This is a genomic window from Enterocloster sp. (assembly GCF_057861365.1).
On record NZ_DBMACH010000001.1, the window covers coordinates 23,789 to 38,757 of the forward strand.

Below are 14,969 nucleotides of genomic sequence, written 5' to 3' on the forward strand. Positions count from 1 at the left end.
TGATAGGAGAGAGAAGATTATGTTTGATAAACTGGATGATATACTGATCCATTACGAAGAACTGATGCTGATGCTGGGGGATCCTGATGTGACTCAGGATACAAAGCGTTTTACCAGACTGATGAAGGAGCAGGCGGATCTGGCTCCCATCGTAGAGGCATATAAGCAGTATAAGCAGGCGAAACAGGATGTGGAAGACAGCCTTGCAATGCTGGAAGAGGAGAGTGATGAAGATCTTCGGGAAATGGCGAAGGAAGAACTGTCTGACGCAAAGAAGCGCATCGAGGAGCTGGAGCATGAATTGAAGATCCTCCTTCTTCCCAAGGATCCAAATGATGAAAAGAACATCATTCTGGAGATCCGTGCAGGTGCAGGCGGAGACGAGGCAGCCTTGTTTGCTGCCGAGTTGTACCGGATGTATTCCAATTATGCGGACAGCCAGCGCTGGAAGGTGGAGATCGTAAGCTTAAATGAAAACGGGATCGGCGGCTTTAAGGAAGTGGTAGCCATGGTTACGGGAAAGGGCGCATACTCCAAGCTGAAATACGAGAGCGGCGTGCACAGGGTACAGCGTGTGCCTGAGACAGAGTCCGGCGGACGAATCCATACTTCCACAGCGACGGTAGCCGTGATGCCTGAGGCTGAGGATGTAGACGTACAGATCGATATGAATGACTGCCGCATCGACGTAATGCGTGCCTCCGGAAACGGCGGGCAGTGTGTAAATACCACAGACTCTGCCGTGCGTCTTACCCATATTCCCACAGGAATCGTAATCTACAGCCAGACGGAGAAATCCCAGCTTCAGAATAAGGAAAAGGCCTTCCGCCTCCTGCGCTCCAAGCTCTATGATATTGAGCTTGAGAAAAAGCAGAATGCAGAGGCAGCAGAGCGCCGCAGCCAGATCGGTACCGGCGACCGTTCGGAGAAAATCCGTACCTACAATTTCCCACAGGGCCGTGTGACGGATCACCGGATCAATCTGACCCTTTATAAGCTGGATAAGATTTTAAACGGAGATATCCAGGAGATCCTGGATGCCTGCATTGCCGCAGATCAGGCAGCAAAGCTGGCTAAGATGAATGAGAACTGAATAGTTACAACTAAATAAAGAATACGGAACGAACGAATACGAAAGGGCTGGCGCAGAGCTGTGTGGAGATCACCACATAGCTGCGCCAGCCGTCTTTTATGTTATGGAAGAAAAAATATCGGTCAGATCAGTCCGGCCATTGCAGGGAGTCCCAGGCTCACCGCAGGGATATAGGTCACCATGAGAAGCCCTACAAGAATTGCCACATAGTACCAGAGCATATAGGGCATGACGCGGGAAAGGGAACTTCGCCCGACCTTGATGGCTACAAACAGGGTATTTCCCACCGGCGGAGTAATATTTCCGATACAGAGGTTGTATACCAGGATCAGGCCGAACTGAACCGGATCCATGCCAAAGGTCTTAACCACCGGAAGAAACAGGGGAGTGAAGATCAGGATAGCCGGAGTTACGTCCATAAAGGTTCCTGCGATTAAAAGGATGACATTCATGATCAGCAGGATGATAATGGGATTGCTTGTAAGGCCTAAGAGGGCGTCGGAGATGGCCTGAGGGATCTGGGTAAATGCCATGACCCAGCCAAGGATATTGGAAACGCCGATCAGGAATACAACCATACCGCTCATCTTGGCGCTGTCTACTGCGATTTTCCAGAAGGATTTTAAAGTAATGTTGCGGTAGAGGATGCCGAGGATCAGGGCGTAGATTACCGCAATGGCAGAGCCTTCTGTGGCTGTAAACACACCGCCGATGATGCCGCCGATTACCACTACGATCAGGGAAAGGGAGGGCAGGGCTCTGAGGGTGCAGACCCACAGGTTTTTCCAGTCGTATTTTCCAGGGATTCCCTTATAGCCTTTTTTCTTTGAAATGATCACAGCAACTGCCATACAGGCCACCGCCCAGATGATGCCCGGAATATAACCGGCCATAAAGAGTGCTGCCACAGAGGTGCCTCCGGCTGCCAGAGAATAGGTGATCAGGGCATTGGAGGGCGGGATTAGGAGGCCTGAGGGAGCAGAAGCTCCATTGGTGGCAGCACAGAGCGCCTTGTCATAGCCCTGTTCCTCTTCGCCCTTTTCCACCATACTTCCTACGGCTGCTGCGGCGGCAGAGGCCGAACCGGAAATAGCGCCGAAAAGGGCGTTTGCCCCTACGTTTGTCACTAAAAGGGCACCGGGCAGCTTGCCAAGGATTGCCATCACAAAATCAACCAGCCGTTTGGCGATGCCGCCCTGGTTCATCAGGTTTCCTGCCAGGATAAAAAAGGGAATGGCCGTCAGGCTGAATTTGCTCATGCCCACAAAGATACGCTGAGCGCCGGTTACCACCGATACTTCCAAAGGCACGGTCCGCAGGATGGCGATCAGGGCGGAAATGCCGATGGAATAGGAAATCGGTACGCCGACGATCAGGAGCACGGCCAGAACAACAATTATGATAAGCAGAGATTCCATTGCCATAAGTCTATGCCTCCTTTTCTTCCTGCGCCGTAATGACGCCGTTTTTTGAGATATCCACGATGTTGAGAACTGTATAGATCATGTTTAAAATACCGCATAAAGGCATTACCACATAAAACACACCTACAGCAACGCCCAGGGCAGAGGTCATCTGTCCCATGGCGAGGCTTGTGATCTTGATGCCGCCGTATACCAGGATGATCAGGGAAAAGGCAAATGCGATAAGCTCTCCAAAGATTGCGAGGAGCTTCTGGATGCCGGGAGTGAAATGGTCTGTGACAATGGGAATATTCATATGTCCCCGTTCTCCTGTGATGATGGAAGCGCCTAAAAGGCTGGCCCATGCAAAGAGGTAAGCCACAAGCTCCTCAGACCACGGGGACGGATTCTGTAAGATGTATCGGGTAAATACCTGCCAGCAGGTGAGCGCAACCATAGCGATCAGGCTGGCGCCTGCCAGTATATTTAAAAGGGATGTAAGTACATTTCTCAGCTTTTTCATGCCGGTCACCTCCTTTTAGGATTCAGCTGACGGATACTTCTGGTTGTAAGCCTGTATCGCATCATAGATGGGAACAAAATCCGGGTGCTGGCCCAGCATGGATTCATGCATGGGAATAACCGCTTCCTTAAATGGGGCTGTATCCGGGTAGAGGAAATTCACCTTCTGGTCTCCGGAAGCCCGTTTTTTAGCCGCATCCACTGCGATGGTCCATTCCTCTCTCTGGATCTGATTCACGAGGTCAAAGCCCTCATCAAAAATGGCTCGTTCTTCCGGGGACAGACTGTCCAGAAAAGCAATATTTCCGATCAGGATATCAGGGATCATTTGGTGCATATCGTAGGAATAGTATTTGCATACATCTCCATGACCGTTGTCTGTCAGAGCCAGTTCATTATTTTCTGCTCCGTCGATGATCTTGGACTGGAGGGCCGTGTACACATCTCCAAAGCCCATGGGAGTGGCAGAGCCTCCTAAAAGGTTCATCATCTGTACGTTGGTAGGGGACTGCTGGACGCGGATCTTAAGTCCCTTTAAATCAGCAGGAGAATGGATGGGCTTATTTACCGTATAGAAATTCCGGGTGCCTGCATCCAGCCAGGTAACAGCCTCAAAACCAGCTTGTCTGGTTGATTCAAAGATGGGTTCCGTGATGGAAGTATCATCCATGGACGCATGGTAGGCTTCGCTGGAAGAAAACAGATAGGGAAGATTAAACAGAGTGTAGTTCTGGCTGAAGGTTTCCAGAAGAGAGTTGGAAGCCACGCAGAAATTGATGGCGCCTGTCTGCGTCAGCTGAACCATTTCGTTCTGAGAACCTAAAAGCTCGCTTGGAAATACTTCCACATCATATTTGTCTCCCAGCCTGCTTTCGATAAATTCTTCAAAAGCAGCCAATGCTATGTGGGTGGGATGGTTCGTGGACTGGTTGTGACCGATCCGGACGATCATTGTTTCGCCGCCGGAGGCACTGCTGCAGCCGGTAAGCAGTCCGGCAGATAGCGCGGCTGTCAGTGCCAGCGCTGCTGCGCAAAATCTCTTCCTCATAAAAATCTTCCTTTCTGTATTGTATTTTGAGAATCTTCATCACTCCTATTATATCAATTATGGACAGGGGCTTCCAGAAAAATACTGGGAAAATGTGGTAAAATATAGTAAAAATACATTAAGTTCCAGAAGTGGTAAGGTATTAATTAATAGTGGCTTTTTCTTTTGGAATGTTTGTGATAAAATTTATATTAAAAATTCTAAAGCAGTTTTTGGAGAGGGATATATGAAAAGCAGTTTTTGGAAGAAATTAGATACTTATATAGATGAATTATGCAGGGAAACTATTTCGGGATGTTCATGTTTGATACTTCAAAATGGCATAGAACAGTATAGAAAATATGCAGGAAAATGCAATTTGCAAACTGGGGAAGCACCGAATGAGAATACACTTTATCGTATATATTCTCTTACGAAACTTTATACAGCTGTAGCTGCTCTACAACTGATAGAGCAGAAAAAATTACGGCTAGATGCAGCAGTTGCTGACTATATTCCAGAATATAAATATCTTAATGTTAACCATGTTGCGGCAAATGGATGGAATAATATTGAAAAAACCAGAAGCCCTTTGCTGATTTCTCACCTTTTAACTATGCGTTCGGGTATATCCTATTCTTATGACAATGACGGTCCGACTATGTGTCAGACGAAAAGAGAAGTGATCAATTTCCGCCAACAGAAAAAGGATTATACCACTCAGGAATATGCACGACTATTTTCCAGAATTCCTTTAGCCTTTGAACCGGGAACTCATTTTTTATATGGAGCAGGGTATGACGTCCTTGCAGCAATTATAGAAATTGTGTCAGAAATGAGCCTGGGTGATTACTTGCAGCGTTATATATGGGAGCCATTGGAGTTGGAAAATACCATGTTTCGTTTCAGAAGCATAAGGGATAAGGAAAATTTGTGTCAGATGTATCAACGTATGGAAAATGGCGATTTAATACCGGTTGCAGATAAAGATTGGTTTTATCAGCCGGGTCGAAAGTTTGAAGAAGGCGGAGGAGGGGTGCTGTCTACACTGGATGATTATATGAGATTTCAACAATGTTTGCTTGATGGAGGAATATGGAGAAAACATAGAATTTTGTCAGAGGGATATGTAGAAATGATGCATACAAATGTGCTTACACAAGAGCAAATGAGGGATTTTACAATACCAGATTATGGATATGGATATGGAGTAAGAGTGAGAGTGAGAGCGGAGGGAAAGACACCGGTAGGTGAGTTTGGATGGTATGGAAGTTCAGGAAATTATGGATTGATTGATCCGACTAACCGTCTCTGCTTCCTTTATATGCAGCAAATGATTCCGGGAGATGATAAAGAGATTCATCCTAAATTAAGAAGGTATTTATATGAAGATTTTTCAAAAGATTAAACATTCTATTACAAAGAAAATATTTTTACTGATTGTTTTATCAATTGGTGCATCTTTTGCAGTGAGTCTGCTGGTGATAAAAAAATTGGAAAATGCCTATGCTAATTATGTTTATGAAGCAAAGAGGGATTTATTGAACAGTTCTATGGCAGGAATTGAAGATAAACTTGCTGCGTATGAAAATGGAACATATCAGTTTATTACGAATGACCGTATACAGGTATATGCTTCGGCACTGAAGGAAGCATATGATATTCTTGCAGAGATGGAAAGGGCGAAGATGCAGGAAAGCGTTGGTGAAAATCTGCCTTTGATTTTAGAAAAACAGTCAAAAGCAAATCAGGTAAAAACATCCAGTTTGGTTGAAATATTAAAAGAACTGGATACAATACTGGTCAGTGGTTATAAAGTTGATGCAGGATATTTTGTAGATCTGTCAGGGAAGGTATACAATGGCTACGGAGCATCCAAATATAGGATATCGGATAAAAATCTTGAGCTTATTCTTAACAATGCAATGAAAAATAATGGAAGCGCTGGATGCGGAATTATTCAGATTACAGAAAAAAATGGTGAATTATGTAATAAAATATACCTTTCAAGAATTCTTCGTGAAAGAAAGAACCTGAGTATGGAATATTGTGGAACTGTAATCTATCTGATTGCACCAGAGGAATTGGCGGCTTCCCTTTTGATGGAGCATGATGATCTTGTAATTTTAGATGAAAAGAAAAATGTAATATTTTCAAGTTTTCCAATACAGATTGTGCAGAACTTTTTTGAAAATCCACTATCAGAAATAAAAAACTATGAGATTACCGAGTTAGATGGAAAAAAGTATTTTACTACATCTATTCTGTCGCCAAAATTGGGATGGCAGTATTATAATTTTTCAGATTATCTGAGGCAGTTTGCATTTATTCAAAAAATGGATATTTTTTATACAGTAGTTCTTTTAGGGATGTTGATGGTGATAGGGATTCTGGCAGCAGGTGTATCTGTAAATATGGTGCGTCCTATTGTAGAGTTATCGGAACAAATAGATAAAATCAGCCGCGACTCTAATCCGGTAAAAGCACTAAATAATCCGGTAAAAACAAAATTTGAAGAGAGAGATGATGAAATAGGGCACCTTGAGAAAAATTTTGCCAGTATGACAAGACGTCTTGGAGAGCTTATACATGAAAATTATGAACAAAAGCTGTATCTTCAGAATGCGCAACTGTCAGCTCTTCGTTCTAAATTGAATCCTCATTTTTTATACAACACATTAGATACGATACGTTGGATGGCTACAGAGGAAAAATATCATCAGATTCCGGGAATTGTTAAAGCACTGGGAGATATTTTGAGAATTTCTATTAATAGCAGAGAGGCATTAATTCCGATAAAACAGGAAATAGAATATACGAGAGGATATCTTGTTATCCAGAGAGCACGTTTTGGCACACGATTAAATGTTCAAATGGATATAGGAGAAGAAATGATGGAGATTAAAATTCCTGCGTTTAGTCTGCAGCCTCTGGTAGAAAATTCTGTAAAATATGCGATGGAGCAGGTTTCTACTCCCTGTAGGATCAGGATATTCATTAAGGAAATGAAAAATGATATTTTATGCATTGTATCAGATAATGGAAATGGGATGGATTTGGATATTATTAAGAAACTACAAAGTGGGGATATTAAAGCTCAGGGAAATGGAGTTGGATTAATTAATTTGGATGAGCGGCTGAAAAGTCTGTATGGTTTGCATTATGGAGTTATGGTCGAAAAGAATCAGGAAGGTGGAGCGACTGTTTCATTTCGGGTAAAAAAGGAGGCATCTTTGCAAAATGGACAGAATCAGGATTTTATTTGTAGATGATGAGGCAATTGTAAGAGAGGGGCTGAAAAAATGTATTGATTGGGAGGTAAATGGATTTGAAGTGGTTGGTGCAGCGGAAAATGGAGAAAAAGCTTTGGCATATTTGGGGCAATTATCTGTTAACATTGTAGTAACCGATATCAAAATGCCTGTTATGGATGGTTTGGAACTCATTCGAAACAGCAGAGAAAGTGGATATGATTCTAAATTTCTGATATTGTCTGGTTATGATGATTTTCAATATGCACAGAGGGCTCTTAGATATGGAGCAGATGATTATATATTGAAACCAATCAAGGAGGAAGAACTTTTAGACGCGTTAATACGCATCAGGGATTTGCATTTTCCCAAACAGCAGACGACACTTCAACTACATCCCCAAAAGTACTCAGGAACTGTTAAAACAATTATATCTTGTGTAGAAATGAATTTAGATCAGCCGGAATTATCTTTAAAGCAAATTGCTGATGAAGTTTTGTTTATGAGCGGAAATTATTTGTCTAAACTGTTTTTAAAAGAAACAGGATATAAATTTTCTACATTTTTGACGATTAAACGAATGGAGAAGGCGGCGCAGCTGCTTCGGGAAAATTGTGATGTTACGGTTTATGAAGTTGCTGAAAGAACGGGGTTTGGGAATAATCCACAGTATTTTAGTACGGTATTTAAAAAATATTTTGGGAAATCTCCCTCGGAATTACGAGAGAAATCTATATAATTACAAATTATAGAAAACACTTTTTTGCACAAAATAGACATTATTTTGGATTAAAGAAGTGTTTTTTTGTTTGTATAATAAAAATATCAATAAAATCTGTATTTTAAAACAGAGAGAAGGGAAGGTTGTTTATGAAGAAAAGTTTATTGTTTTTAGCAGCAGCAGCGGTAGCAGGAGTGGCAGTGACAGGATGTTCGGGAAACTCGGATGAAAAACCAACGGCTATTCAGAATGAAAATACTCAGGCGGATGCATCAGGGAAAAATGCATCTGCAAATGGAAAGACAGGCGAAGGTATTCGGATAGCATGGTGGGGAAATCAGAAACGGGCAGATGCGACGATTGCGGCATTTGATGCGTTTGCTGAGGCCAACGGTGCTGATTTTACATATGAGTATAACAGTTATGATGCATACTGGGAAACGTTGGCGACACAGTCAGTAGGAAATAATCTTCCTGGTATTGTTCAGCAGGTAACGGATCAGTATGCCGGTTATATTAATAATGGACTTTTACTGGATTTAAATCCATATGTGGAAAGCGGAGCGTTGGACTTAAGTAACTGTGACGATATTTATATTTCCGGAGGAAATTATAAAGATGGGTTTTATGGAGTGTCTCTTGGGGCCAATGTAATGACAATTATGTACAATCAGGATCTTTTTGATGCTGCCGGGGTAAAAACTCCGAAGATGGGTTGGACATGGTCTGAATTTGTATCTGCTGCAAGAGAGATTTATGAAAAAACAGGGGTACAGACAGAGAATGTGGCATTAGGAATGCCGAGATATTTATTAGAACCAATGATTCGTTCCAAGGGACAGGCTTTATATTCTGAGGATGGAAAAGGGTTTGGCTTTGACGATACAACGAAAGCCGAGCTTGTTCAGGTTCTGCAGGATTGCTATGATTTAACACAGGAAGGCGTATTTGTTAATCCGGGAGATCAGCTTTTGTGGAAAGATAATTCAGAAAGAGCGCTCTGTACGGGAGAAGCTGCAATGGGAATGAACTGGAGTTCTCAATTTTCTAACTTTGCAGGCTACTTTGACCAGAATCTGGCAATGACTACACAGCCTTTGTTTGATAATGGGACGGAAAAGGGAATGTATGTAAGGCCGGCTCAGTTCTTTTCCATAACAAAAGATTGTCCTGATCCTGAAACTGCCGCTAAAGCAATCAGTTTCTTTATCAATGATAAGACTGCAAATGAAACATTAAATGGAGAACGTGGAATACCGGCTTCAAAAATAATCCGTGAGGAATTAAAAACCAAAGCAGAGGGAAATGAAAAAAAGGTATATGATTTTATGGATGAGGTAGTGGATTATTGCCGCGATGCAGATCCGGCAGAACCATCTACATCAAGACAGTGTGTAGAGGTACTGAACAATAATGTGAATGAATTGATGTATGGACAGATGACTGCACAGGAATGTGTAGATAGTTGGATGGAGCAGTCGTTGGAAATTCTTGCAAAATAACAAAACAGCCAGGAGGTTAAAGACGTGGAACGTGGCAGAAAAAAATGGTCCATCTATAATGAAAATGTAGTGGGATATGTATTTATTTTTCCATGGCTGGCAGGATTTCTCTGTTTTACATTAGTGCCCTTTATTATGTCCTTTATTTTGTCATTCACTAATTTTAATATTTTGTCTCCGGATACAAAATTTGTTGGATTGGACAATTATGTAAAACTTTTTACACAGGATAAGCTGTTTTTAAAATCACTGTTTGTTACATTTAAATTTGCGTTTATTTCGGTTCCATTAAGATTGATATTCGCTTTGTTTGTAGCTATGATTTTGAACCGTAAAAGCAGGGCAGTTCCAGTTTACCGGGTAGTTTATTACCTTCCATCTATAATCGGCGGATCAGTAGCAGTATCTGTGATGTGGAGAAACCTGTTTACAAAATCAGGTGTTCTTAATAGTATTCTCCAGGCGATGGGGATTAATTGTAAGATAAACTGGTTAGGAAATACAGATACTGCAATTTATGTTTTGATATTGCTGTATGTATGGCAGTTTGGATCGTCTATGCTTATCTTTTTGTCGGGTTTAAAACAGATTTCAACTTCGTACTATGAAGCAGCAGAGGTGGATGGAGCAGGAAAAATAAGGATGTTTTTCTCTATTACGCTGCCCCTTTTAAGTCCTATTATCCTGTTTAATCTGATTATGCAGATTATTAATGGTTTTATGGTATTTACACAGGCACAAATCATTACTGGAGGAGGACCTGTTAATGAAACACTGGTCTATATCCTTTATCTATACCAAAATAGCTTTAAATATTATGAGATGGGATATGGGTCTGCTATGGCATGGATTCTTTTGGTAATTGTAGGATTTTTTACAGCAATGGTATTTCGTTCTTCAAAACAATGGGTATTTTATGAAAATAATACAGATATGGCATCTAAAAAGAAGAAGGGGGTGAGCAGGACATGAAGATGGGAATGAAAACAAAACGCAGATGGAATGCAGTTGTTTTCCATGTGATAGTAGGAGGAATTGCCATTTTCATGTTTTATCCTATTGCATGGATGTTTCTCAGTTCATTTAAGCCCACAGATCAGGTTATGACTACGGCTGCTCAGCTGATTCCGAGTCAATGGACGATTTTAAATTACATAACTGGTTGGAAGGGATTCGGTGGGATCACCTTTGCTACATTCTTCAAGAATTCGATTATAATTACAGTACTTGCAACGATTGGTGCGGTTATTTCTTCAACTATGGTAGCTTATGGTTTTGCAAGAGCTAACTTTACGGGAAAAAGGGGATTGTTTTTTTGCATGATGATTACAATGATGCTTCCGAATCAGGTAATTATGATTCCCCAATATATTATTTTTAATTTGTTAGGATGGGTAAATTCCCCGATGCCAATTGTAGTCCCGGCCTGGTGTGCTAAGCCATTGTTTATTTTTATGATAATGCAGTTTATTGAAGGAGTACCAAAGGATTTAGATGAGGCAGCAAAGATGGATGGATGTAGTCCATATACAATATTTACCAGTATTATGCTTCCGCTTGTAAAACCTGCAATGGTAACGTGTGCGATTTTTGAGTTCTACTGGAAATGGGATGATTACATGGGATCGTTGCTTTATCTTAATTCGCCAGAAAAATATACGGTATCCATTGCATTGAAAAATTTCACCGATCCTATGAGTTCCTCTGACTATGGTGCGATGTTTGCAATGTGCGTACTGTCCCTTATGCCGATTATTATCATTTTTATGCTGTTGCAGAAATATATCGTAGAGGGTGTGGCTTCCAGTGGAATTAAGGGATAAGATGGAGAGAAGGTAACTATTATGAGAAATATATGTCTGTTTTCAGATGATTTTAGGAAATTCCCTATAGGGGAATTTCCTTATGATCCAGATCACTCAGCTGCTGGAGAATATCACTATGTGACACCAAAAGGCGTTTGCGGCGAATGGAAGGATCAGGTATGTAATTACCGTTATAATGGACATGGACCGTCATGGATTGTTACGGAAGAAAACGGAAAGCACTATATGGAACAGAGTCGTATTGAAAAAGGTATTCCACATCGTATTTTTCCAACGCTCCAGACAGGAAATACGGGCTGGAAGGATTATGACGTTTCTGTGTCTATGCGCAGGATTTCAACCAGTGGTATGGCAGGAATTGCATTTTGTATGAATAATAGCATTGATACCCTCGTATTTTCTTTAGAAGAAAAGAAAACAGCAAGACTTGCATGGCGTCACAAGGAAGAAGTCCATATATTAACGGAAAAGAAATTTATGTCTGATTCGGATCAGTGGTATAAAATAAAGGTATCCGTGGATGGGAAAAATGTAAAATGTTTTATAAACAGTACGCTGGTTATGGATATGGATACAGAATTGGCAATGCGTGGAGGAAAGATAGGAATAACGGCCGATTGCCCAACACAGTTTACAGATATATATGTCAGTACGGAAGACAGCACTTTTAGAGAAATTCAATATTTGGAAAAACAAGAGAAGAAACGTTTGAAGAAGCTTCAGGCGTCTTATCCTCATATGAAATTAGTGCGTAAGCTGGATCTTCAGAATTTTGGAACCAGCCGTCAGATTCGTTTTGGACATCTTCTGGGAAATGATGAATGGCAGATTGTAATTCCACAGGCTCAGAAAAGAGTAGATAGAGATGCATATGCTCATATAAGCTGTCTCACAGCTATAGATTTGAATGGAAATATATTGTGGCAGATTGGAGAACCCTCAGAAAACTCAAATATTCTTGGAAAGATCAGCGCGGATCTTCCGTGTCAGGTTTATGATATTGACGGTGATGGATATGATGAGGTAATTACAGCAAAAAATTTTCAAATTCAGATTCTTGATGGAAGGACGGGAAAGATAAAAAAATCAGCAGCTACACCTGTATCAGATGAAGATAACGAAACGTTGATAGGTGTGCCCTATAATCAGTACGCTTTTGATAGAATTAACCCAGATGGAATTCGTATTTGCAATTTTAGAGGTCTGGAAAGGCCGAGTGATATTTTAATAAAAGATAGATATTGCCGTATTTATGCATTAGACAGCAATTTAAATTTATTATGGAAATACCAAAGTCCTAAGAATACAGGCCATTATCCGTTGGCCGTAGATGTAAATGGGGATGGACATGATGAGATTTTAGTGGGTTATACACTATTAGATTGTCAGGGGAATGTTTTGTGGACGTATTCTATAGAACTGGATCATACCGATGAAATTGTGGCTGGTAAATTTAAAAATGATATAGATAAGGGGTATTTTGCATGTGTTTCCGGTACTCAGGGATTTTTTATAGGAGATTTCCAGGGAAATATTTTGAGCAGGGACTATATTGGACATGCACAAAGAATCAGCATTGCCAACTATCTGCCGGAACGTAAAGGATTTGAAATTGCAGTAACTAATTTTTGGGGACATCAGGGAGTGATTTATCTGTATGATTCAGATGGAAATGAGTTATGGGAAAAAGAGAACGAAATGAATGGCAATATACTTGCTCCTGTAAATTGGCTTGGGAATGGAACGGATTTTTTTCTTACGAATGCCGATGCTGAAAAAGGAGGACTGATGGATGGTCATGGAGATATTGCAGTTGTATTTCCAGATGATGGTCATCCAGTTATGTGCTGTGAGGCTATAGATTTACTCGGGGATAGCAGGGATGAACTTGTAGTATGGGATTACCATAGCCTGTATATTTATACACAGGAAAATGAAATAGAAGATAGTTCGTATCATCCAGTCAAATATCCGGTGTATAATGCTTCTAATTATAGAGGCGAATACTCATTTCCGGACATGTCATATATCACATTTAATGAAAATCCAAAGGAGACAAAAGAGTGATGAAACAGCATATAAAAGACTTGAAAATTGCTTATATTGGAGGAGGCAGTCATGCCTGGGCCTGGGTATTTATGACAGATTTGTCCAAAGAAACAAGTATAAGTGGAACGGTACGCTTATATGACATTGACAGAGAGGCGGCTCATGATAATGAAATAATAGGAAAAAGACTGTTTTCACGGGAGGATGTGAAGGGACAGTGGGAGTTTGAAACAAGTGAATCATTGGGAACTGCGTTGGAAGGAGCCGATTTTGTGGTAATTTCAATCCTTCCGGGAACATTTGATGAGATGGAATCAGATGTACATTTACCGGAACGATATGGAATTTATCAATCGGTAGGCGATACTACGGGACCGGGAGGACTGGTACGTGCGTTACGTACTATCCCAATGTTTGCAGAAATTGCAGAGGCGATACATACATATTGTCCTGATGCATGGGTGATAAATTATACGAATCCCATGTCATTGTGTGTTAAGACATTATATCATGTTTTTCCCGGAATAAAAGCGTTTGGATGCTGTCATGAGGTGTTTGGAACTCAGAAGGTTCTGCGCGATATTGTTAGAATGGAAACAGGAATTAAGGAGATAGAAAGAGAAGAAATATTGGTAGATGTGATTGGAATTAATCATTTTACATGGTTTACCAAAGCATCTTACAAGGATATGGATTTATTTCCTGTTTATCAGAATTTTATTGAGCGTAATTTTGAAGAAGGATATCATGATCCGGATAGAAATTGGATGAATGGTACATTTAACTGTGCACATCGGGTGAAGTTTGATTTATTCCGCCGGTATGGCGCAATTGCTGCTGCAGGAGACAGACATCTGGCAGAGTTTATGCCTGGGGAGATGTATTTGAAAGATCCAGAAACCGTAAAGAAATGGAAGTTTGCATTAACTACAGTAGCGTGGAGAAAAGAACGACAGGAACAGAAAAATAGACAGGCGGAGCGACTTGCTGGCGGTTTAGAAAACTTAGAATTAAAGGATACAGGAGAGGAGGGATTGCGTTTAATAAAAGCTTTATGTGGTTTAGAACGTTTTGTAACCAATGTAAATATTCCTAATTTTGCCGGTCAGATTCCAAATTTCCCCAGAGAATCTGTTGTAGAAACGAATGCGGTATTTAGCAGGGATCATATTGCACCAGTTTACGCTGGAGTATGTCCGGAAGAAATCAGAAGACTTACAATGCCTCATATTGAAGGTTATGAAAAAATTTTGCAAGCTGCAATGGAATGTAACTTTGAAAAAGCCTATGAAGCTTTTATGAAAGATCCTTTGGTTCATGGGCGTATCAGTTTTGGAGATGGAGAAAAACTTCTGAAAGAAATGATTGGTAATACCAGAAAATATCTTCCTGAAGAGTGGGAAAAAGTATTTCTTAAAAAATGATATGAAGTAAACAAAAAGGAGTATGATTCAGTTCGTACTCCTTTAATTATTATATTGTGGTATATGTTTTCTTTAAATGCAGCATGAAAAAGGATAAAAGTAATATTCGGATATCCGGATTGCAAGGAATGGTTGTTTTCATGGGGAATTC

The 14,969-nt window shown here is 40.8% G+C and carries 12 protein-coding genes; 9 read left to right on the top strand and 3 right to left on the bottom strand.

From position 1 onward, the window contains the following. The first annotated feature begins 19 nt into the window (after window positions 1-19). On the top strand, window positions 20-1,093 hold the full coding sequence (prfA, locus tag ACZM6M_RS00135; RefSeq protein ID WP_066545785.1) for a peptide chain release factor 1: 1,074 nt from the start codon (window positions 20-22) through the stop codon (window positions 1,091-1,093). Window positions 1,094-1,215: 122 nt separating this feature from the next. Here prfA and ACZM6M_RS00140 read toward each other — a convergent pair whose 3' ends face one another. From ACZM6M_RS00140 to ACZM6M_RS00150, 3 genes are read right to left on the bottom strand one after another with little or no spacing between them, the layout of a single operon-like run. Beyond that, the gene (locus ACZM6M_RS00140; protein WP_066545791.1) at window positions 1,216-2,517 is read right to left on the bottom strand and encodes a TRAP transporter large permease; all 1,302 of its coding nucleotides are present in this window, start codon (window positions 2,515-2,517) and stop codon (window positions 1,216-1,218) included. Between the two features lie 4 nt (window positions 2,518-2,521). Next, window positions 2,522-3,019 (bottom strand): TRAP transporter small permease, encoded by a 498-nt coding sequence (locus tag ACZM6M_RS00145; RefSeq protein WP_317438568.1) that lies wholly within the window; start codon window positions 3,017-3,019, stop codon window positions 2,522-2,524. Between the two features lie 15 nt (window positions 3,020-3,034). Then, window positions 3,035-4,066 carry a TRAP transporter substrate-binding protein gene (locus ACZM6M_RS00150; RefSeq protein ID WP_337933517.1) on the bottom strand — a complete coding sequence of 344 codons (1,032 nt, stop codon included), beginning with the start codon at window positions 4,064-4,066 and terminating at the stop codon, window positions 3,035-3,037. Window positions 4,067-4,160: 94 nt separating this feature from the next. Here ACZM6M_RS00150 and ACZM6M_RS00155 point away from each other — a divergent pair, with 94 nt between their 5' ends. The 8 genes from ACZM6M_RS00155 (at window position 4,161) to ACZM6M_RS00190 (ending at window position 14,818) form a co-directional block, all read left to right on the top strand. After that, complete coding sequence (locus ACZM6M_RS00155) at window positions 4,161-5,453, top strand: serine hydrolase domain-containing protein (RefSeq protein ID WP_489489310.1); 1,293 nt, start codon at window positions 4,161-4,163, stop codon at window positions 5,451-5,453. After that, window positions 5,431-7,317, top strand: a complete 1,887-nt coding sequence (locus ACZM6M_RS00160; protein WP_489489311.1) for a sensor histidine kinase — start codon at window positions 5,431-5,433, stop codon at window positions 7,315-7,317. The genes ACZM6M_RS00155 and ACZM6M_RS00160 overlap by 23 nt, the downstream gene beginning before the upstream one ends. Beyond that, window positions 7,286-8,035, top strand: a complete 750-nt coding sequence (locus ACZM6M_RS00165) for a response regulator transcription factor (protein ID WP_317438572.1) — start codon at window positions 7,286-7,288, stop codon at window positions 8,033-8,035. Before ACZM6M_RS00160 ends, ACZM6M_RS00165 begins: the two co-directional genes overlap by 32 nt. Window positions 8,036-8,166: 131 nt before the next feature. Further along, window positions 8,167-9,519, top strand: coding sequence for an ABC transporter substrate-binding protein (locus ACZM6M_RS00170; protein WP_317438573.1), 1,353 nt, complete (start codon window positions 8,167-8,169; stop codon window positions 9,517-9,519). A gap of 24 nt (window positions 9,520-9,543) precedes the next feature. Continuing rightward, entirely contained in the window at window positions 9,544-10,491 is a 948-nt protein-coding gene (locus tag ACZM6M_RS00175) for a carbohydrate ABC transporter permease (RefSeq protein ID WP_066545806.1), read from the top strand. 8 nt (window positions 10,492-10,499) lie between these two features. Beyond that, complete coding sequence (locus ACZM6M_RS00180) at window positions 10,500-11,342, top strand: carbohydrate ABC transporter permease (RefSeq protein ID WP_207653719.1); 843 nt, start codon at window positions 10,500-10,502, stop codon at window positions 11,340-11,342. Between the two features lie 21 nt (window positions 11,343-11,363). Then, on the top strand, window positions 11,364-13,412 hold the full coding sequence (locus ACZM6M_RS00185) for a hypothetical protein (protein WP_418496394.1): 2,049 nt from the start codon (window positions 11,364-11,366) through the stop codon (window positions 13,410-13,412). Further along, window positions 13,412-14,818, top strand: coding sequence for a family 4 glycosyl hydrolase (locus tag ACZM6M_RS00190; protein ID WP_066545812.1), 1,407 nt, complete (start codon window positions 13,412-13,414; stop codon window positions 14,816-14,818). The genes ACZM6M_RS00185 and ACZM6M_RS00190 overlap by 1 nt, the downstream gene beginning before the upstream one ends. Window positions 14,819-14,969 lie beyond the last annotated feature (151 nt).

What these genes read in the sequence shown, in the direction of transcription:
- ACZM6M_RS00165 (WP_317438572.1), top strand. Translation starts at nt 7,286, where the DNA reads ATGGACAGAATCAGGATTTTATTTGTAGATGATGAGGCAATTGTAAGA.
- ACZM6M_RS00160 (WP_489489311.1), top strand. Translation starts at nt 5,431, where the DNA reads ATGAAGATTTTTCAAAAGATTAAACATTCTATTACAAAGAAAATATTT.
- ACZM6M_RS00190 (WP_066545812.1), top strand. Translation starts at nt 13,412, where the DNA reads ATGAAACAGCATATAAAAGACTTGAAAATTGCTTATATTGGAGGAGGC.
- ACZM6M_RS00145 (WP_317438568.1), bottom strand. Translation starts at nt 3,019, where the DNA reads ATGAAAAAGCTGAGAAATGTACTTACATCCCTTTTAAATATACTGGCA.
- ACZM6M_RS00170 (WP_317438573.1), top strand. Translation starts at nt 8,167, where the DNA reads ATGAAGAAAAGTTTATTGTTTTTAGCAGCAGCAGCGGTAGCAGGAGTG.
- ACZM6M_RS00185 (WP_418496394.1), top strand. Translation starts at nt 11,364, where the DNA reads ATGAGAAATATATGTCTGTTTTCAGATGATTTTAGGAAATTCCCTATA.
- ACZM6M_RS00180 (WP_207653719.1), top strand. Translation starts at nt 10,500, where the DNA reads ATGAAAACAAAACGCAGATGGAATGCAGTTGTTTTCCATGTGATAGTA.
- prfA (WP_066545785.1), top strand. Translation starts at nt 20, where the DNA reads ATGTTTGATAAACTGGATGATATACTGATCCATTACGAAGAACTGATG.
- ACZM6M_RS00140 (WP_066545791.1), bottom strand. Translation starts at nt 2,517, where the DNA reads ATGGCAATGGAATCTCTGCTTATCATAATTGTTGTTCTGGCCGTGCTC.
- ACZM6M_RS00150 (WP_337933517.1), bottom strand. Translation starts at nt 4,066, where the DNA reads ATGAGGAAGAGATTTTGCGCAGCAGCGCTGGCACTGACAGCCGCGCTA.